Below are 17,971 nucleotides of genomic sequence, written 5' to 3'. Positions count from 1 at the left end.
TCAGAGAACTTCATCATGATATGATTTTCTTCGTCAGTTACTAAATATACCTTTGATTGTCTCGGTCATTACCATTTTAAGGAATAAAACATGGTTTCATTAAGTAAGAACCAGACGGTATCACTCAGCAAAGAATCTTCAGCATTAAGCCAGCTTCAATTCGGTCTCGGTTGGGATCCGGTTAAGAAAAAAGGTCTTCTTGGAGGATTGTTTGGAGGCAACGACTCAATCGATCTCGATGCTGGCTGCGTATTAATGGACAGCACCGGTAAAACAATTGACACCATCTGGTTCCGCAAACTGGAATCCACCTGCGGCGCTGTTGTGCACAGTGGCGATAACCTGACCGGTGAGGGTGACGGTGACGATGAGGTGATTAAGGTCAACCTCTCCCGACTGCCTGCAAACGTTGAATACCTGGCGTTTACGGTAAACAGCTTCCGTGGTCAGTCGTTCAATGACGTCGAAAACGCGTTCTGCCGCGTTGTCGATCAAACCGGCAAAGAGCTGGCTCGCTACAAGCTGACTGAGCAGGGCTCACATACCGGGATCGTTATTTCTTCGCTGCGCCGTAATAACGGCAACTGGGACTTTACCGCCCTTGGCCATGCCTGTCGCGGCCGCACAATTGACGATATGCACTCCGATATCGTTTCAGCGGTTATTCGCTAATGAACCTGACGCCGGGGGGCAATGCCCCCGTTCCAGCCCAGGAGTTGCGGGTCCGGATCACCTCGGGCGGCCAGGTGGATGCTTCGGCGTTTCGCCTGTATGCCGACGGGAAGGTGCAGGGTGATGCGGACATGGTGTTTTATGGTCAGCCACGTAACGATGATGGTACCGTCAGCCTGGTCAGTGAAGGCCAGTACTCAACCTTTACTGTCGCGCTCAACCGGCTGAAACCTGATGTCCAGAAAATTGCGTTCACCGTGACCTGTGACGGTGGGCAGACGGTGTCCGGTCTTCGTAATCTTTCCATCGACGTGGAGCAAGGGGCTACCGGCCTGGTTAGCGGCAGTGTCGAACTGAGCGGCCGTCAGGAAGCAGCCTTAATTCTGGGTGAATTTTACCGTCGTAATAATGACTGGAAATTCCGCTTCGTTGCGCAGGGGTTCAACGGTGGACTTAAACCGCTGGCAGAGCATTTCGGCGTAAATATTGCCGACGAACCGGCTCCCGCAGCCCCGACTCCTCCGGTTGTAACCCCTCCGCCAGTTGAGACAAAAATCAGCCTGAGCAAGGTATCGCTGACAAAAGAGAAGCCTGCAATCAGCCTGACCAAACGGGATAACTTCGGTGAAATCCGGATCAACCTGAACTGGCACCGGGGCAGCGGCAAATCAGGCTTTGCAGGCATGTTCGGCTCCAAAGGAATCGACCTGGATCTGGGGGCCTTTGTTGAGCTTCAGGACGGGTATAAATCGGTCATTCAGGCGCTCGGTAATGCATTCGGTAATTATCGCGATGAACCGTATGTTCAGCTCAAGGGCGATGACCGGACGGGTGATGTATCAGACGGCGAGTGGCTGCATATCAATGGACGTGAATGGAAGCATATCCGCGAAGTGCTGATTTACGCCTTTATTTATGAAGGTGTTCCCAGCTGGGACAAGACTGATGGTGTGGTCACCATTCATGTGCCGGATCAACCGCCCATTGAGACCCGCCTGACCGAAGGTGAAAACCGTCGCACATTGTGCGCCATTGCCAGACTCGTAAACGAAAACGGCGCAATTAAAGTCGAGCGAATTAACCAGTACTTCAAAGGCCAGGACGAAATGGACCGGGCATTTGGCTGGGGATTTCGCTGGAGCGCCGGTTCTAAATAACACAGCAACAAAGGAAACAGGTATGAGCTTTTTCGACAAGGTAAAAGGTGCCATTAACTCTGGCCGGGACGAACTGACCCGCCAGGTTGGTCGTTTCAAAAACAAAAAATTTATGCACGGCACCGTTGCTGTATGTGCCCGTATTGCCGTATCGAGTGACGGCGTGAGTTCGGAAGAAAAGCAGAAAATGATGGGCTTTCTTCGCTCTTCAGAAGAGCTGAAGGTCTTCGATACCAATGAGGTGATCGAGTTCTTCAATAAACTGGTTTCAAGCTTCGATTTCGATGTTGAAATCGGCAAGGGCGAAACCATGAAATACATCCTGGCGCTGAAAGATCAGCCTGAGGCCGCTCAGCTGGCCTTACGTGTTGGTATTGCCGTTGCGAAAAGTGACGGTAACTTCGATCAGGACGAGAAACTGGCCTCCCGCGAGATCGCTATCGCGTTGGGCTTCGACCCGGCTGAATTTGGCCTCTGATCCACATCCCTAAGGGTAAAATATGGTTTCCACACACATCGGCTTCCCGACTGAAACGGTCATTGTTTTCATTGCGCTTTCAGTCGGTGCCATCTTTATTGACCTGTTTATGCACCGTGATGACAAGCCCATTTCCCTGAAGAGTGCGGCGCTCTGGTCCGTATTCTGGGTTGTGGTTGCGATGGCATTTGCCGGTTTCCTCTACATCCACCACGGTGCTGAGGTTGCCAGCCTGTTTGTAACGGGTTATGCGCTGGAGAAAGTGCTGTCGGTCGACAACCTGTTTGTCATGATGGCCATCTTCTCCTGGTTCGCCGTTCCTGATCGTTACCGCCACCGTGTTCTCTACTGGGGGATCATTGGTGCCATCGTCTTCAGGGGCATCTTTGTCGCCATCGGTACGAGCCTGCTGAGTCTGGGGCCGTATGTTGAAGTTGTCTTCGCTATCATCGTCGCCTGGACGGCGGTCATGATGCTTAAAAGCGGTGATGACGATGATGAAATTGAGGATTATTCCCAGCATCTGGCTTACCGCATGGTTAAACGCTTCTTCCCTATCTGGCCGAAGCTCAGAGGTCATGCTTTCCTGCTTAACCAGAAGGAAGTGGATGCCGAACTGGCGAAACCAGAAAACAGCGATGTCACCATTGGCCGTGGTAAAAAGGCGGCGCTGTATGCGACCCCTCTGTTCCTGTGTGTGGCCGTGGTTGAACTCTCGGATGTTATGTTTGCGTTTGACTCGGTACCGGCAATCATTGCCGTCAGTCGTGAACCGCTTATCGTCTATAGTGCCATGATGTTTGCTATCCTGGGCCTGCGTACTCTGTACTTTGTCCTTGAAGCACTGAAACAGTACCTGGTTCATCTGGAGAAGGCCGTTATCGTGCTGCTGTTCTTCATCGCGGCAAAACTGGGCCTGAATGCGACCGATCACATTTGGCATCATGGTTACAGCATCGCGGCGACAACCAGCCTGTATGTTGTACTGGGTGTTTTGGCGCTGGGCATTCTCGCAAGCGTCATGTTCCCGGGCAAACCTGAATCTGAGGAAAAGGGGAGCTGATCCCCTGAAGTGTTAACCTGAACAATTACTAATCGAAGAGGTTATTTTATGAGTGTTTCTCTTTCCAAAGGCGGGAACGTCTCCCTGAGTAAAGCAGCTCCGTCAATGAAAAACGTCCTGGTGGGCCTTGGCTGGGATGCGCGTTCAACAGACGGTCAGGACTTTGACCTGGATGCTTCAGCATTCCTGCTGGCCGCAAATGGCAAAGTGCGCGGCGATTCAGATTTCATCTTCTATAACAACCTGACGTCATCTGACGGTTCCGTAACCCATACCGGTGATAACCGTACCGGTGAAGGTGATGGTGATGATGAATCGCTGAAAATTAAACTGGACGCCGTCCCGTCTGATGTTGACAAGATCATCTTCGTTGTCACTATCCATGATGCTCAGGCTCGTCGCCAGAGCTTTGGTCAGGTATCCGGTGCGTTTATTCGCCTGGTCAATGACGATAACCAGACTGAAGTCGCTCGCTACGATCTGACCGAAGATGCGTCCACTGAGACTGCCATGCTGTTCGGCGAGCTGTATCGCCACAATGGTGAGTGGAAATTCCGCGCAGTGGGCCAGGGTTATGCTGGTGGTCTGGCATCTGTATGTGCTCAGTACGGCATTAACGCGTCCTGATCGAAAAGTAACTTTTCACCCGGGGCTGTTAATGCAGCCCTCATTCAACTGTTTGCAGGAGCTAAAAATGGCAGTTTCTCTCGTAAAAGGCGGCAACGTATCTCTGACCAAAGAAGCACCAACCATGAATATCGCTATGGTTGGCCTCGGCTGGGATGCCCGTGTAACTGACGGTCAGGCTTTTGACCTGGACGCTTCCGTGTTCGCAGTAGGCGAAGACGGTAAAGTGCTGTCAGATGCGCATTTCATTTTCTTCAATAACAAAACCAGCCCTGATGGCGCGGTAGAGCACCAGGGCGACAACCGTACCGGTGAAGGCGACGGTGACGATGAGCAGGTCAAAATCGATCTGACCAAAGTCTCAGCAGATATCAAAAAACTGGTGTTTGCCGTTACCATCTATGATGCAGAAGCGCGTAAACAAAACTTCGGCATGGTGAGCAACAGCTTCATGCGCGTTTACAACAACGACAACGGCACGGAAATTGCCCGTTTCGATCTGTCTGAAGATGCCTCAACCGAAACCGCTATGGTCTTCGGTGAACTGTATCGTCATGGCGCTGAGTGGAAGTTTAAAGCTGTCGGTCAGGGCTTTGCCGGTGGCCTGGCGGCTCTTGCCTCCCAGCACGGCGTTAACATCTAAAACAACGCTGAATCATACCCCGGCAATGCCGGGGTTTTTTTTGGTTGCGATCCGCTTTCAGGAGGGAGTAGTAGAAAGGGGACTGGAAATTTCAGAAAGCAGGTCATGTTAATTCAGACCTGAGCCTTTTAAAGGCAGGAAACGGATTTATCTCTGGTTGCTGGTTAAAGCCGGTATTCCGTGCCTTTTATCAACAGAATGCCCCTCTGATATATGTTACTTTTGCGGTTTATGAAGGAACGGGATCTGGAACATAAGATACCCGGTCAATCAAAATTCCAGTTCAACAGGTATAGAAACTTCAGCGTGATGAAATATGGTGTCACACCATATATACGCCTCACCAGAAATCCAGCGTCCTGAACTAAGCCTGGGGAACATATATAAGCGCTGCGCTTTAAAAATAATCAAAAATCAGGAGAGTTAATGTGAATCTACAATCCGGACAAAACATACCGCTTCAGCAATCTGCGATCAGGCTGAATCTTCAGTACCCTGCCAAATCCGGCTTTAAAGGCGAACCCGATACCTGCCTCTTCCTGCTTAATGCTCAGGGAAAGGTAACCGGCGATTCTGACTTTATCTTTTATAATAATCTGTCTTCTCCTGAAGGGGCAGTAAAGCTCGTTACCGGTTCTCAGCAGTCCAGCATTGAGATAGCACTGGATCGTGTTCCGGCGAACGTCAGTAAGATTGCGATCACCGTTGTCATTGATGGTGAAGATACTATCAGTGGGCTCAGTTTATTGAGCATTCAGGCTCCTGGTATCGCTGATTTTCAGGCTGAGACTCAGGGCCGCAGTGAGAAAGCAATCATCCTGGGTGAAGTATATCGGCACAATGGCGCCTGGAAGCTTCGTGCGCTCGGGCAGGGTTTCAACGGTGGTCTTGAGCCTCTGGCCATTAGCTTTGGCGTTGATGTCGCACAGCCAGCTCCGCAGCCAGCAAAGCCTGCTCGTATCAGTCTGGAAAAGAAACTTGAAACCAGATCTCCGCGCCTCGTAAGCCTCGCTAAAAAAGCCTCGGTCAGTCTCACTAAAAATAAACTGGACACCCTTGAGGCAGCGGTTGCATTTGTACTTGACGCATCCGGCTCAATGAGTGGCCAGTTCAGTAAGGGCAACGTTCAGTCTGTGCTGGACCGCATCGCCGTTCTTGCCGCCCAGTTCGACGACGACGGTGAAATGGATGTCTGGGGATTTGGAGAGAAGCACAAGAAGTATCCAAACGTCACACTGGACAACCTGGACACATATATTCAGTCCATTCGCGGGTCTGGAAAGCGTTCAGCCTGGGAGAACCTGCCGGGACTTGGTGGGACAAACAATGAGCCCCCTGTGATGGAAGAAATTGTCGACTACTTTAAGGACTCGAAAATCCCGGTATATGTTGTATTTATTACCGATGGCGGGATCAGCAAGACCCGGGCGATTAAAGATGCAATCCGGCGTTCTGCCAACTACCCCATCTTCTGGAAGTTTGTCGGCCTGGGTGGTTCAAGCTACGGTATCCTCAAAAATCTGGATGACTTTACTGACCGCCGGGTTGATAACACCCACTTCTTTGCCATGGATGATTTCGGTTCGATCAGCGATGAAAAGTTATATGATAATTTACTGGAAGAATTCAGACCGTGGATCGATGAAACAAAAAGGTTAGGCATCCTGTAATACGCACAGTTTTCGCATGGTTAAAGGAGCTCTACAGCAGCTTAATACTGTAGAGCCTTTGTTCACTGGAAATCGTACAGGGAGGAGCATATGGACCGCATCAAGTACCTGAAATGGATAGCTGAAGAATCACCAACTGATGATGAAATCGACAACTACGATAGTATCATTAGTCGGGGCGCAGAAAGGGCCGAGAAGGTTCAGTTGTCTTTAAGACGTTAATATACGGGAGTTTAAATGTTCGCAGAAATCAAAGATAATTATTCGTTAGGTGGATAAAGAAAGGTTGCCATTACCAGCTTTCGACGAGTCGAAAATAAAAACCTTATTTATAGTGACAGGGAGTATGAGCTGACGCTTGCCAATGGAACAATAATTAAAAATGTACTTAGAAAAGAAGAGTGGGAACTGTTAGAAAGCAATTCAATTAAGGTTATATTATAACGAAAATATATTTACAGTTTTGGATAGGTTTCAAACGAGTCCGGACATTTGTACCTGAAGTATCTGACATTACAGTTAAGTGACGATTATGCCAGCACGTCTGTTGCTGGCAGCTTAGCTATCGGTCTAAAAGCTGATCCATTAATAATTCTTCGTAAAGCCCAGAGGTATCGGGCTTTATTACAATATCCGTTATTTCGAAGCGTTCAAGTACAAATTGCAGATATTCCGGAGTAACGTAGTAGGGATCAGGTTCAGCCAGATTAGTATAGAGTGGGTCTTCTGCTGCATTAATGTCATAATCAATGCACATATGAAACCACTGCAAAGGTGGATCCCAGCCTAACATCACCTGAACAATTCCCTGATTGCTTTTCACCTCATACCAGTGCTGGCTCATACTTAGTCCTTAAGAAAATTTGTCATCGGAAAATAACACGAAGCCTGCATCATCGAGGCGCATAACCTTCTTCCCTTAACGCCTGTTGTAATTTATCAACTGCGCTTTTCATTACCCAGGCTTCTTCGTCACTCACAGCACAACCACGTAGATCGCTCCAGCTCAGACGTTTAACAAATTGAGCAAGGGCCATAGTTTCGTTCTCATCAAGCCGCAAACTCAGTGTCTCAATACCTTCCACTATCTAACCTCCCTTATAATGAAAAATGGCGCTTTACTTCTGACCAGATGCCGAAGCCTTGAATGCAGCCGGAACTGTCGTTGTTTCTACTTTACAGAAATGGAATTAAAAAGTGGTGATGCTGTCAGCGCCAGTGATATAAGACGGTAATTCGCCATTTGGATTGTCCGCTCCACCCAACATGTTGTTTCCTTAAGGTTCTCACACCAGAAAGGACATCAACATGCTGAGCAGAGAGGACTTTTACATGATAAAGCAAATGCGCCAGCAGGGCGCGTACATTGTCGATATTGCGACTCAGATTGGTTGCTCTGAACGGACGGTCAGACGCTACCTCAAATACCCTGAACCGCCAGCCAGAAAGACCCGCCACAAAATGGCTAAGCTGAAACCGTTTATGGATTACATCGACATGCGCCTGGCAGAGAATGTCTGGAATAGCGAGGTTATCTTCGCGGAGATTAAGGCAATGGGTTATACGGGCGGACGTTCCATGCTGCGTTACTACATCCAGCCCAAACGTAAAATGCGTCCGTCAAAAAGAACAGTTCGCTTCGAAACTCAGCCTGGATACCAGCTCCAGCACGACTGGGGCGAAGTTGAGGTGGAGGTTGCCGGGCAACGGTGCAAAGTTAACTTTGCGGTTAATACGCTGGGGTTCTCCCGCCGCTTCCATGTCTTCGCCGCACCAAAACAGGATGCTGAGCATACCTACGAATCACTGGTTCGCGCCTTCCGCTACTTCGGTGGTTGTGTGAAAACGGTGCTGGTTGATAACCAGAAGGCTGCGGTGCTGAAGAATAACAACGGGAAAGTCGTGTTCAACTCCGGATTCCTGTTGCTGGCTGACCACTATAACTTCCTGCCACGGGCATGCCGTCCACGCAGGGCCAGAACAAAAGGTAAGGTTGAGCGGATGGTGAAATACCTCAAGGAGAACTTCTTCGTCCGGTACCGCAGGTTCGACAGCTTCACTCATGTCAATCAACAACTGGAGCAATGGATAGCCGATGTGGCTGACAAACGGGAGCTTCGCCAGTTCAAAGAAACGCCGGAACAGCGCTTCGCGCTGGAGCAGGAACATCTGCAGCCGTTACCGGATACGGACTTTGATACCAGTTACTTCGACATCCGCCATGTGTCCTGGGACAGCTATATCGAGGTTGGTGGTAATCGTTACAGCGTTCCCGAAGCGCTGTGTGGTCAGCCGGTATCGATACGAATATCGCTGGATGACGAGTTGCGGATCTACAGTAATGAGAAACTGGTGGCCTCACATCGCCTCTGTTCAGTATCGTCTGGCTGGCAGACAGTGCCGGAGCATCACGCCCCGCTCTGGCAGCAGGTCAGTCAGGTGGAACATCGACCACTGAGTGCCTATGAGGAGCTGTTGTGATGCATGAACTGGAAGTCCTGCTGAGTCGCCTGAAAATGGAGCATCTGAGTTATCACGTTGAAAGCCTGCTGGAACAGGCAGCTAAAAAAGAGCTGAACTACCGGGAGTTCCTGTGCATGGCGCTACAGCAGGAATGGAACGGCAGGCATCAGCGCGGTATGGAGTCCAGGCTGAAGCAGGCTCGTCTGCCGTGGGTCAAAACGCTGGAGCAGTTCGACTTTACCTTCCAGCCGGGCATCGACCGTAAGGTTGTCCGGGAACTGGCTGGTCTGGCGTTCGTGGAGCGCAGCGAAAACGTGATCCTGCTGGGCCCTCCTGGTGTCGGAAAAACTCATCTGGCCATAGCTCTTGGCGTGAAAGCGGTGGATGCGGGACATCGGGTACTGTTTATGCCACTGGACAGACTGATCGCGACACTGATGAAAGCGAAACAGGAAAACCGGCTGGAGCGTCAGCTACAGCAACTGAGTTATGCCCGGGTGTTGATCCTGGATGAAATAGGCTATCTGCCGATGAACAGAGAGGAAGCCAGTCTGTTCTTCCGGCTACTGAACCGTCGATATGAAAAAGCGAGCATCATACTGACGTCAAACAAAGGGTTCGCAGACTGGGGAGAAATGTTCGGAGATCACGTGCTGGCAACAGCGATCCTGGATCGGCTGCTACATCACTCAACCACGCTGAATATCAAAGGAGAGAGTTACCGGTTAAAAGAGAAACGTAAAGCTGGAGTGCTGACCAAAAACACAACGCCAATCAGTGATGATGAAATGGTGGAAAGCGGACAGCATCAGTAACGAAAGTATTTAGCGGGCATGAAAATGGCAAATAACGGTCAAACATCGTGGCGTTGACAATGCTGGGCACGTTTCTTTTCCAGCCGGGGTTTAAGCCAGAGCTGAAACTCATTCAACTTCTCAGCAGCCAAAACCGCTTCAACGGGGAAAACTTTATATTTACCCTGTTGCTGAGGTTCACCCAGCCATCGCCTGATGGCTCCGTCAGTCCATAAACGAGTCTCTTTTAGCCTAGTTACAGTGACCCATTTTCTGGACCATTCATCAAATTGTCGCTGGCGATCCCGATAACGTTGTTCTTCCTGCTGCCGAAGCCACTCGCGATCAACAGCAAATTTTCGGTATCCAACAAAGAGCCCTTGTACTTTGGCCATGTCATATTCCGGTTGCTTAGAGTTACTCATTCAACCAAAACCTAAACGTCGATACAAACTCTGTTTCATAACCAGGGTTTTATCCTTACCGCGACAGTAAGTAACAGGGGCTGCATAAACCGGTCATTTAGTCCGTTATGCAAAAATTATTGAGGATCCGGGCTGTTAAACTGTTCTTCCTCTTTCGCTTCCGGTGAAAAGGGGAGGTGTCACCCTGCGAGCCCGTGTAGTGAAAGGGATTCGTCGTAATACAGGCCAAAGGCTAACATGACCGCAAAGGACGCCCGGGCGACCGGATACCTGCCGGGTTGTGCGATGTAAAATCCGGAAGCAGTGATAACACAAACAGGCCCCTACAGCGTAAGGATTGTGATGGACGATAAAGAGCAGTTTACGAATCTTGTGGCAAAGCATGCCTCCGGACTCACCGAAGAGCAGCTGGCCGGGTACGATGCCTGTTCCCTGGATGGTGAATGCGTCACGCCTTCATACGAGGTTTTCCGGGGGTATCGTACCCGCCACACACTGGATGAATTTCTGGAGATGGCCATATCGCTGAATGCCATCCACCCGGATGAATATTTAACGGATATGCTGCTGAAGCCTCATGAGGTGATCGGCGCTCTGGCCGATGAAGGCGACCAGCTGAACAACGCCACCCCGGTTTATTTCTTTCCGGATACCGGCGTCTATGCAGCGGCCGTTAGTGAAACCCGGGTGCTCGATGCCTGGCTTTGCTGGCCATGCTACCCGGCGAACTGGTAACGCGGCCGTTGGAATTGCACCGGCCGGATACGAATTTAACCGACCCCGTGGCGGGAAGGCTATCAGAGTTGCATGTCCTCATCCCTCAAGCCCCCTGCCAGGCCCCAACGTGCTGTCAGGCTTCGCCTGATTCCCGATCTGCGCCGATACTTCAGCCGATAACTTTTTGTTTTCTTTTTATTTTCTTCCCATTTCCTCAAAAATCGCGGGCGGCGTGGACAGGGCACCATTGCCGCATGTGGGGTCTTAATAAGGGCAGGGTGGTCAGTTTTGCTCGATGCCAGGGGTAGGCCCTCCCCTTCATGGGATGAGGACATGCAAGTAAGCTAACTATCTGAAATGACGAAGGTTCATTTGGTGAATGTCGCTTCATATTAATGTTGTGTCACTTATGATCGTATGTAGCTGGTTGCAAAGAGGAGCGATGAGACAATAAAGTTGTATCGCTAACAAGATTTATGCTGCCACATAGTAACAGCCTAAAAGTTGTACGCCCTATTTAACAGCTTTTAGGCTGTTAATTTGATATTACAGCTTTTAGGGTGTATGTTTAGGAAACAGCCTGCAAGGTGTATCAGAGGAAACTACTGAGGCCAGCTTATGATCAATAATGATTACCCGTTAAACACGCTCAACCAGCTGCGTCCCTTGCTCATTGGTTTTCGCAAGGCGAATGGCCTGACGCAAAAAGACCTGTCCGAAAGGTTAGGCGTCACTCAACAGACATACTCACGTCTGGAAGCCAACCCTGCCAGTGCGAGCATTGAACGGCTATTCAAGGTGTTTTCCATCCTGGGCGTAAAAATCAGCTTCTCCTCGGCAACCACCTCTTCAGAGAGGAAGCAGACGGAAGAAATGCTTAAATCAAACTCACCTGCACGACAGGAGGATTGGTAACGATATGAGCCGGAAACAGCAACGTCTGGTAATTTGGATGAACGGCATCAAAGTCGGGTACTGGGAAAAAAGCAAAGGGGTAGACAGCTTAGAATACCTTCCTGAATGGGTTGCTGACGAACAGGGAAGGCCGCTGTCATTGTCCCTTCCTTTTACTCCCGGGAACCAGGTCTGGCGTGGAAATGTGGTACGTGACTATTTTGATAATTTACTGCCGGACAGCGAAGGCATACGCAGACGTCTGGCAATGCGTTACAAGGCCGATAGCCTGGAGCCTTTTGATCTGCTGACGGAGCTGGGAAAAGACTGCGTGGGCGCGATACAGCTGCTTCATGACGGAGATGAACCCACTGATTTATATTCCGTGAAGTATCACCCGCTTACTGAATCAGAAATTGCGGCAACTTTGCGTAATACCACGGAGACATTGCTACCGGGCAGGCCAGAAGATAACGACGACTTACGTTTATCTATTGCCGGTGCTCAGGAGAAAACAGCCCTACTGTGGCATGAAGATCGGTGGTGTATGCCGGAGGGTAATACACCAACGACGCATATATTCAAGCTACCGCTCGGACTTGTGGGGAACATGAAAGCCGACATGAGCTCGTCGGTTGAAAATGAATGGCTCTGCTCGGTACTTCTCGGCCAGTACGGGCTCCCCGTGGCAAGAACGCAGATTGCTCACTTTGAAGATCAGAAAGCGCTGGTGGTAGAACGTTTTGACCGAAAATGGTCAGGAGACGGACAATGGATCATTCGTTTACCCCAGGAGGATATGTGTCAGGCCCTGGGCGTTTCGCCATTACGAAAATATCAGGCGGACGGCGGGCCAGGTATATCGGAAATTATGGAGGTTCTGAGTAATTCAGACCGTGCTGAGCGTGACAAAGCGCAGTTTTTTATGACGCAGATAATTTTCTGGATGATGGCCGCAACAGATGGCCACGCTAAAAATTTCAGTATTTCTATTGGGCCACAGGGACGTTATCACCTTACACCAAACTATGATGTGTTGTCGGCATGGCCGGTGATCGGTCATGGGAACAATCAGATATCCTGGCAGAAGTGCAAACTGGCGATGGCCGTACGTGGCAGTAGCAACTATTACCAGATATATCGAATACAACGACGCCACTGGATCAGGCATGGTGAGATAACCGGCCTGAGTAAACAGCAGACAGAGGCGATGATAGAGGAAATCATCGCCAGAACCCCGGGTGTCATTGAACGTGTTAGCGGGCTTCTTCCGGACCAGTTCCCCCAGCAGCTTGCGGAAAGTATTTTTGATGGAATGAGGCAGCAATGCAGGCGCCTGGCTGAGAAATGACAGCCGCAATTTATAGTGTGCATGTTTTCAGAATAGCTGATGTAAGCGTGAGGATTCAGTATGACTGAAGAACAAAAAAGAATAGAGCGGGCTATTGAGTTGGCTTGTCGTTACGGCGGAACCGATGAAATGCATCATCTGCAATGGGTCGTGGATCAGATGGTAAGAGAACTTGCTGGAGAACGTTATGCACAGATTGTAGCTGATGCCACCAGCGGAGAAGATGGGCCTGATACTTACAAATGGAGTGTTGGGATCGCGCCTTAACAGCTGTCGGTCTGGGGGTGAAAACGTATTCTTCATTCAGCGAATTCCCAGGCTTCACATTAAGACTAAAGCGGCGGCCGCAGTAACGTAAGAGAAAATAAATGGCTATTTTAGCAATCATTGCAGTTATCGCCCTGGGTGGGTACGCCTACGGATTTATTAAAACCCGTGAGCTGAGCGCTTTGCGTAAAGAAATGAAACTATACGTGGATCGCATGGAAGCGGCGGAGCTGGACTTACACGCAATCAGAAGTGTAGCGGAGCACCGGTTGCACGGTGCAGGTAAACAGTTTGCCGACCTTTACAGCCGTATCGACGGTGCAACTGTGACGCTGACACCCGAAGATCAGCTGTTACTGGCAACGATGCCATTTAATATTCAGGATGTAGAAGACATCGTAAACGAGCGCGGTCCAAAGACAATTAGCGGCCGTCCATTCTGGGAAGTTGAGCCAGGCCCGCATGATTATGAATATGGCCCGCAATATCCGTATTTCCCAGACCAGCGCTAGGAAGAGATCAAGATGAGAGAGCCAAGACCACGCCATACCTTGCAGGTCATTCGTGTACCTTCTCTGGAGGTTCAGGACCTGGGGCTGACCAGCTTTGATAGCTGGCTTGACGAGCACGGGTATGACAAAACGAATGCCAGAAATAACCGTACCATCTGGGCGAGAGAAGGCGGATGGCATCTGAAACGTTGCAGAAATCTTGAAACTGGCACGGACGATTTCTGGTTTATCGCTTTCGATGGTAAAGGCGGGAAGATTTACCCGCTGAAAACCCAAAGAGACTACCGGGCTGCATATCGTAAGCTGGAAGCAGAAGGTTATGCGCCTGCGGTCATCGAGCAAATGACCACAGGCGCAGCATATAACCTGGCCTATCCACGTTCCACCCTAAAACAAGCTGAGACGGCCACCAGCGAGCCAATTCGGAAACCTGACGTAGATATCCAGGGTGAGCACTGCGAGCGCGTAGTGACGCAACGTAGTGGCGTGGCACAGGGTAAATTCAAAGCTCTGCTCATCGAGAATTTCGCAGGCCGTTGTGCGGTAACCGGTTGGGTTAATGGAGGTGTCCTGGATGCGGCACACATTGAACATGGAACCCGGTACAATCCGTCTAATGGCATCCTGATGACTCCAACAATGCATGCGCTGTTTGATGCCGATCTTATGGGCATAGATCCGGCCACCCTGACCGTTCATTTTAAGCCAGGCATTGAGGTGGGCGAGCTGTTTGAAGGCCGTAAAATCACACCGCTGGTGTACGATCTGGACTTAGAGCGGCTGGCCGTACGCTGGGCAGAATACCAGGGCCTTGCTCAGGACCAATGAAGGGTGACAGCCAGGTTGTGCCTAAACCTGGCAGTAAAACCTGCATGCCACAAACCTTTAAATTCTGACTCAAGAGCCTGGCACAAGATAAAAGCGAAATGAAAAGGTTAAAACCGGTGCACCAGACCTCTTAGGTTTAATACCTGAGCCAGTATACTGGCAGTCTCAGGTAAGTGGGTATCATACACTTCAGAAATATCCACACCGAGATAACCGCAACAGTTAAAGAGCTAAAAAGGACGGTTTTAATTTTATGAATAAAACAGCTTTAATTATGATTCTGGGAATCCTCGGATGTGGTAAAGCATTTGCAGCCACTGAATTACAGCTCCAGCAAAAACGCGTTATGCATTTCTGTGCCAATGCCAGCCTTCCGTTGTTGATTGCCGGTACAACTTATGCGAATACGTCTGACAATGGACGACCAGAAAAAGAAAGAGTGGCAATCCTGAAAAATTCAGTTGCAAGCTCGACAGCTTATAAAATGGCATCTCCCGGAGTTCAGATGGCCATGATGAGCGTGGTGGAAGATATTGCCGATCCGAAAGAATTAGCTCTACATCAAAAAGAAGTTAGACGTCTTGGGGCTAGTTATCTTTCCGACAGCGGTGTTTCATGGGCTTCAAAAACTGTTTCACCATTTACAGCCTGGTGTAACTTTAACCGTTTAGAAAGTTAAGGCTGGCAAGGCGGTTTCTGTTCAGGAAAGTTACTTTCCGTGCGGGGACCGTAAGATACAGATAAAGCTTAAGGCCTTTGAATTTTTGGAAAGCATTTGAAAATTTCATTGCGCTTGTCTGATATGAAACAGCCCCTGCATTTCTGCAAAGGCTGAAAGAGTGTGTACGGACTTTGGAAGGAGTGATGATATACGCCTGAGCCATCCCATCACCGCAGACAGGGTAATTAACCCTGACTAAAGCTTTCACCTATTCCGTCGCTCGCAAGCGGCTTTCGCACACTAACGAAGGTATGGCCTTTCGTCGGTGTTAAATTTTTCAAACTTTGCTTACTTTGTCAAGGAAGGTGACCGCAGTAGCAGGCACAACTACTTTAATCTGTATGAATAATAAGGTAGAACCGGCCAGTGAATGAATGCTTACCCTGAAATCAGGCGGACAACCTTCAGGAATATTGATAGCAAGACTGAATCTCTCGCTGCGGCGATAAACATTTCGCCATAACCCTGAACGAGAGTGGTTCATCCATCATATACAGGAGCGTTACATGCGCAAATTTAAGTACATAATCTGTCACCAGTGCGAAGGCCACGGGACCATGGAAAACCCGGCCTTTGAAAATGGATTCACCCAATCAGAAATGGCTGAGTGGGAGCCAGAAATGCGTGAAAAGTATTTTGCCGGAGCATTTGATGTTCGCTGTAACGTTTGTGCCGGTGACGGTAAGCTCAGCGTACCAAACGTAGCGGCTATGTCTTTTTCAGAACGACGGGTTCTGGCAGCACGGCGGCGTGATGAGCGTCTTCAGGCTGCTGATGAACGGCTGTCCCGCCAGGAACGAGCAATGGGGTACTGAGGTGCTACAGCAAAGATGAAAATGACGAAGCCAAAACCGGTAAGCCGGATGAAAAGACCGTTTATTAGTGAGCTTGCAGAGCTGGGTTTATCGGGTGAAATTCTTTCAATTCGAACTGACGGCATGCAGGGGACGCTCATACCCGATCTTACCGCAGGGGTGAGTGAAGCAGGCCGTGTGAAAACCGGCAACTGGGTAATCTCTGACAAGAGAACCTTCGACCATGTCGTTCTGTGTGTTGAAAGACAAGATGAGAACCATGATGTGTACGTAGGTAAATTCATCCAGTTACATGTAGCCGCTAATAAGAGCCTTAAGATCGTCGAAATGGGCGATGTGAAACTGGTGGCCATAACCAGCTCGATTCCTACCACTTTTAATGGTGGGATAAAGAGATACAAAGGGGTTACGTATGTGTCACTTTCCCAAACAGCTCAAACCACTATCGACTTCCCGAAGCGTATCTACAAAGAGGGCCAGGAATGTACTTCTGTCACCAGTCCTGACCAAGGTCCTTTCGCCCGGGATGTTAGGTTGAATTGCTACGGGCGATGTGTTGTCACCGGCGTAAGGTCCCCCTGGCGTACTGAGGCCGCGCACTTAACGCCACGTCATGAAGAAGGCATTCCCGACGTAACGAACGGAATTTTACTTCGCCGTGATATCCATACACTGTTCGACAATGACCATTGCGCCATAAACCCTGACACTATGAAAATTTACTTCAGCCGGGAGGCCCGGGAGTTGGATGATGATCTCCTGAAATGGCATGGGAATGAGATAGAGACGACACGCATGCAGGTTCCGGTTAACATCGAAAACCTTCGGATACGATGGCAAAAATTTAAGGCTAAGGATCGTCAGCGTAAATAAAGCCATAAGCTGAACCACGGCGAGGATTAGTCTTGTTCACTAAATGACAGCGAGAGATTAAATGCAAACCCAAAAAGAAATTACAGTTGGCCAGATCTGGGAAGAAGTGGATCCAAGACTGATCCGGAAAGTGCGGGTTGTTGAGGTGGCCTCGTTAGAAGGGCCCAAAGGCATCCTTATCGAAAACGTGGAGTCTGGTCGTAAGAACTGGGCGTCGTCATCCCGCTTTAATGGAAAGCGTGGAGGGTATCGTCTTATTTCCTGACGGTTTTGCCAATATGGGAAACTGAAGAGGTTGAAACCATCCCGGTGAGGGAGCATATCTGGTAAAGAAGAGTCTTTAAAAAGGTTTTACGCGACCTGGGATAATAAACGGGAAAACGATACCCAAAAAAAGAATACAGCGATGATAACGATAAGGAATGGTAAGGGCTTCAATATTTTGAGAAATGCCCTGGCTTCCTTTGCATCTGCATTTCTAATCAAACTGTCCACATAGGGATCACAGCTCTTAGGTTCTGAATTTTTCATATGTTCTGTACCTGAAATTGATTCCGTATGAGAAAAGGCCACCGAAGTGGCCTCTATCAAAACTGGTGGCAAAAGTTAGATCAGGAAATCATCAAGACTTTTACCGGCTGCAATTTGTTCTGCCAGAGCTTTGGGGGTACGGCCCTGTCCAGTCCACGTTTTTGTTTCGCCATTTTCATCAGTAAATGAGTATTTGGCCGGGCGTGGTCCACGGCTTTTCTTGGTAGCCGTAGATTTGGCCTGGAATGAGCCAAGCAGCTCTTCCGGGTTGATACCATCTTCTTCCATTAACTTACGCAGGGCGTCAAGTTTCTCCTGACGAGCTTGCAGTTCGGCAGCTTTGGATGATTCTTCCTGACGGCACTGTTGCAAATAGTCGGTGGTGATAAACTTATCATCCCCTTTTGCTGATGGAGCTGCACATGAACCCATTCAAAGGCCGGCATTTTCAGCGTGACATCATTCTGTGG

24 protein-coding genes are annotated in these 17,971 nt (G+C 49.4%); 20 read left to right on the top strand and 4 right to left on the bottom strand.

The features are described from left to right. The first annotated feature begins 90 nt into the window (after nt 1-90). From ACJHWR_RS23255 to ACJHWR_RS23220, 8 genes are all read left to right on the top strand, one after another. Entirely contained in the window at nt 91-672 is a 582-nt protein-coding gene (locus ACJHWR_RS23255; RefSeq protein WP_042634303.1) for a TerD family protein, read from the top strand. Beyond that, nucleotides 672-1,829 (top strand): TerD family protein, encoded by a 1,158-nt coding sequence (locus tag ACJHWR_RS23250; protein ID WP_001054787.1) that lies wholly within the window; start codon nt 672-674, stop codon nt 1,827-1,829. Before ACJHWR_RS23255 ends, ACJHWR_RS23250 begins: the two co-directional genes overlap by 1 nt. A gap of 22 nt (nt 1,830-1,851) precedes the next feature. Beyond that, complete coding sequence (locus tag ACJHWR_RS23245; RefSeq protein ID WP_000007448.1) at nt 1,852-2,307, top strand: tellurite resistance TerB family protein; 456 nt, start codon at nt 1,852-1,854, stop codon at nt 2,305-2,307. A gap of 22 nt (nt 2,308-2,329) precedes the next feature. Continuing rightward, complete coding sequence (terC, locus tag ACJHWR_RS23240; RefSeq protein WP_000255079.1) at nt 2,330-3,370, top strand: tellurium resistance membrane protein TerC; 1,041 nt, start codon at nt 2,330-2,332, stop codon at nt 3,368-3,370. Between the two features lie 48 nt (nt 3,371-3,418). After that, nucleotides 3,419-3,997, top strand: coding sequence for a tellurium resistance membrane protein TerD (gene terD / locus ACJHWR_RS23235; RefSeq protein WP_000116677.1), 579 nt, complete (start codon nt 3,419-3,421; stop codon nt 3,995-3,997). Between the two features lie 67 nt (nt 3,998-4,064). Continuing rightward, nucleotides 4,065-4,640 carry a TerD family protein gene (locus ACJHWR_RS23230; protein WP_000301242.1) on the top strand — a complete coding sequence of 192 codons (576 nt, stop codon included), beginning with the start codon at nt 4,065-4,067 and terminating at the stop codon, nt 4,638-4,640. A gap of 428 nt (nt 4,641-5,068) precedes the next feature. Further along, nucleotides 5,069-6,310: a vWA domain-containing protein gene (locus ACJHWR_RS23225; protein WP_001053338.1), complete on the top strand. Its 1,242-nt coding sequence runs from the start codon at nt 5,069-5,071 to the stop codon at nt 6,308-6,310. 90 nt (nt 6,311-6,400) lie between these two features. Beyond that, entirely contained in the window at nt 6,401-6,532 is a 132-nt protein-coding gene (locus ACJHWR_RS23220; RefSeq protein WP_000374059.1) for a hypothetical protein, read from the top strand. Between the two features lie 340 nt (nt 6,533-6,872). On the opposite strand, the gene ACJHWR_RS23215 is transcribed toward ACJHWR_RS23220, so the two are convergent. Together ACJHWR_RS23215 and ACJHWR_RS23210 are read right to left on the bottom strand one after the other, a co-directional pair. Beyond that, nucleotides 6,873-7,154 (bottom strand): hypothetical protein, encoded by a 282-nt coding sequence (locus tag ACJHWR_RS23215; protein WP_000077926.1) that lies wholly within the window; start codon nt 7,152-7,154, stop codon nt 6,873-6,875. A 49-nt stretch (nt 7,155-7,203) separates the two neighbouring features. Then, on the bottom strand, nt 7,204-7,395 hold the full coding sequence (locus tag ACJHWR_RS23210; RefSeq protein ID WP_000398480.1) for a hypothetical protein: 192 nt from the start codon (nt 7,393-7,395) through the stop codon (nt 7,204-7,206). A gap of 223 nt (nt 7,396-7,618) precedes the next feature. Between ACJHWR_RS23210 and istA the strand changes: the two genes are divergently transcribed. Together istA and istB are read left to right on the top strand one after the other, a co-directional pair. Beyond that, nucleotides 7,619-8,791, top strand: coding sequence for an IS21-like element IS21 family transposase (gene istA / locus ACJHWR_RS23205; protein WP_000952349.1), 1,173 nt, complete (start codon nt 7,619-7,621; stop codon nt 8,789-8,791). Continuing rightward, nucleotides 8,791-9,588, top strand: a complete 798-nt coding sequence (gene istB / locus ACJHWR_RS23200; protein ID WP_000544828.1) for an IS21-like element IS21 family helper ATPase IstB — start codon at nt 8,791-8,793, stop codon at nt 9,586-9,588. Before istA ends, istB begins: the two co-directional genes overlap by 1 nt. Nucleotides 9,589-9,626: 38 nt before the next feature. Here the strand turns inward: istB and ACJHWR_RS23195 are convergent, their stop codons facing one another. Next, nucleotides 9,627-9,962, bottom strand: coding sequence for a hypothetical protein (locus ACJHWR_RS23195; RefSeq protein WP_065311125.1), 336 nt, complete (start codon nt 9,960-9,962; stop codon nt 9,627-9,629). A gap of 372 nt (nt 9,963-10,334) precedes the next feature. Between ACJHWR_RS23195 and ACJHWR_RS23190 the strand changes: the two genes are divergently transcribed. The 10 genes from ACJHWR_RS23190 (at nt 10,335) to ACJHWR_RS23145 (ending at nt 17,235) form a co-directional block, all read left to right on the top strand. Next, on the top strand, nt 10,335-10,727 hold the full coding sequence (locus ACJHWR_RS23190) for a hypothetical protein (protein WP_000341066.1): 393 nt from the start codon (nt 10,335-10,337) through the stop codon (nt 10,725-10,727). A gap of 603 nt (nt 10,728-11,330) precedes the next feature. Further along, nucleotides 11,331-11,624 carry a helix-turn-helix transcriptional regulator gene (locus ACJHWR_RS23185; protein WP_024136327.1) on the top strand — a complete coding sequence of 98 codons (294 nt, stop codon included), beginning with the start codon at nt 11,331-11,333 and terminating at the stop codon, nt 11,622-11,624. 4 nt (nt 11,625-11,628) lie between these two features. Then, the gene (locus tag ACJHWR_RS23180; RefSeq protein WP_000088046.1) at nt 11,629-12,954 is read left to right on the top strand and encodes a type II toxin-antitoxin system HipA family toxin; all 1,326 of its coding nucleotides are present in this window, start codon (nt 11,629-11,631) and stop codon (nt 12,952-12,954) included. Nucleotides 12,955-13,014: 60 nt separating this feature from the next. Continuing rightward, nucleotides 13,015-13,221 carry a hypothetical protein gene (locus ACJHWR_RS23175; RefSeq protein WP_000134171.1) on the top strand — a complete coding sequence of 69 codons (207 nt, stop codon included), beginning with the start codon at nt 13,015-13,017 and terminating at the stop codon, nt 13,219-13,221. A gap of 101 nt (nt 13,222-13,322) precedes the next feature. Continuing rightward, on the top strand, nt 13,323-13,733 hold the full coding sequence (locus ACJHWR_RS23170) for a hypothetical protein (protein ID WP_000985911.1): 411 nt from the start codon (nt 13,323-13,325) through the stop codon (nt 13,731-13,733). Nucleotides 13,734-13,745: 12 nt separating this feature from the next. Then, nucleotides 13,746-14,561 carry an HNH endonuclease signature motif containing protein gene (locus ACJHWR_RS23165; protein ID WP_001572439.1) on the top strand — a complete coding sequence of 272 codons (816 nt, stop codon included), beginning with the start codon at nt 13,746-13,748 and terminating at the stop codon, nt 14,559-14,561. Between the two features lie 253 nt (nt 14,562-14,814). Continuing rightward, nucleotides 14,815-15,240, top strand: a complete 426-nt coding sequence (locus tag ACJHWR_RS23160; RefSeq protein ID WP_001043843.1) for a hypothetical protein — start codon at nt 14,815-14,817, stop codon at nt 15,238-15,240. Nucleotides 15,241-15,788: 548 nt separating this feature from the next. Beyond that, nucleotides 15,789-16,097 carry a hypothetical protein gene (locus ACJHWR_RS23155; RefSeq protein ID WP_001224687.1) on the top strand — a complete coding sequence of 103 codons (309 nt, stop codon included), beginning with the start codon at nt 15,789-15,791 and terminating at the stop codon, nt 16,095-16,097. A 15-nt stretch (nt 16,098-16,112) separates the two neighbouring features. Then, nucleotides 16,113-16,970: an HNH endonuclease signature motif containing protein gene (locus ACJHWR_RS23150; protein WP_000784387.1), complete on the top strand. Its 858-nt coding sequence runs from the start codon at nt 16,113-16,115 to the stop codon at nt 16,968-16,970. Between the two features lie 61 nt (nt 16,971-17,031). Continuing rightward, the gene (locus ACJHWR_RS23145; RefSeq protein ID WP_001194555.1) at nt 17,032-17,235 is read left to right on the top strand and encodes a hypothetical protein; all 204 of its coding nucleotides are present in this window, start codon (nt 17,032-17,034) and stop codon (nt 17,233-17,235) included. 341 nt (nt 17,236-17,576) lie between these two features. Here ACJHWR_RS23145 and ACJHWR_RS23140 read toward each other — a convergent pair whose 3' ends face one another. Continuing rightward, entirely contained in the window at nt 17,577-17,933 is a 357-nt protein-coding gene (locus ACJHWR_RS23140; protein ID WP_065311124.1) for an H-NS family nucleoid-associated regulatory protein, read from the bottom strand. Nucleotides 17,934-17,971: the final 38 nt, after the last annotated feature.

The organism is Escherichia sp. WS568, from assembly GCF_046486085.1.
Taxonomy (GTDB): domain Bacteria; phylum Pseudomonadota; class Gammaproteobacteria; order Enterobacterales; family Enterobacteriaceae; genus Escherichia; species Escherichia coli.
This window is presented reverse-complemented; position numbering and strand designations above follow the sequence as displayed.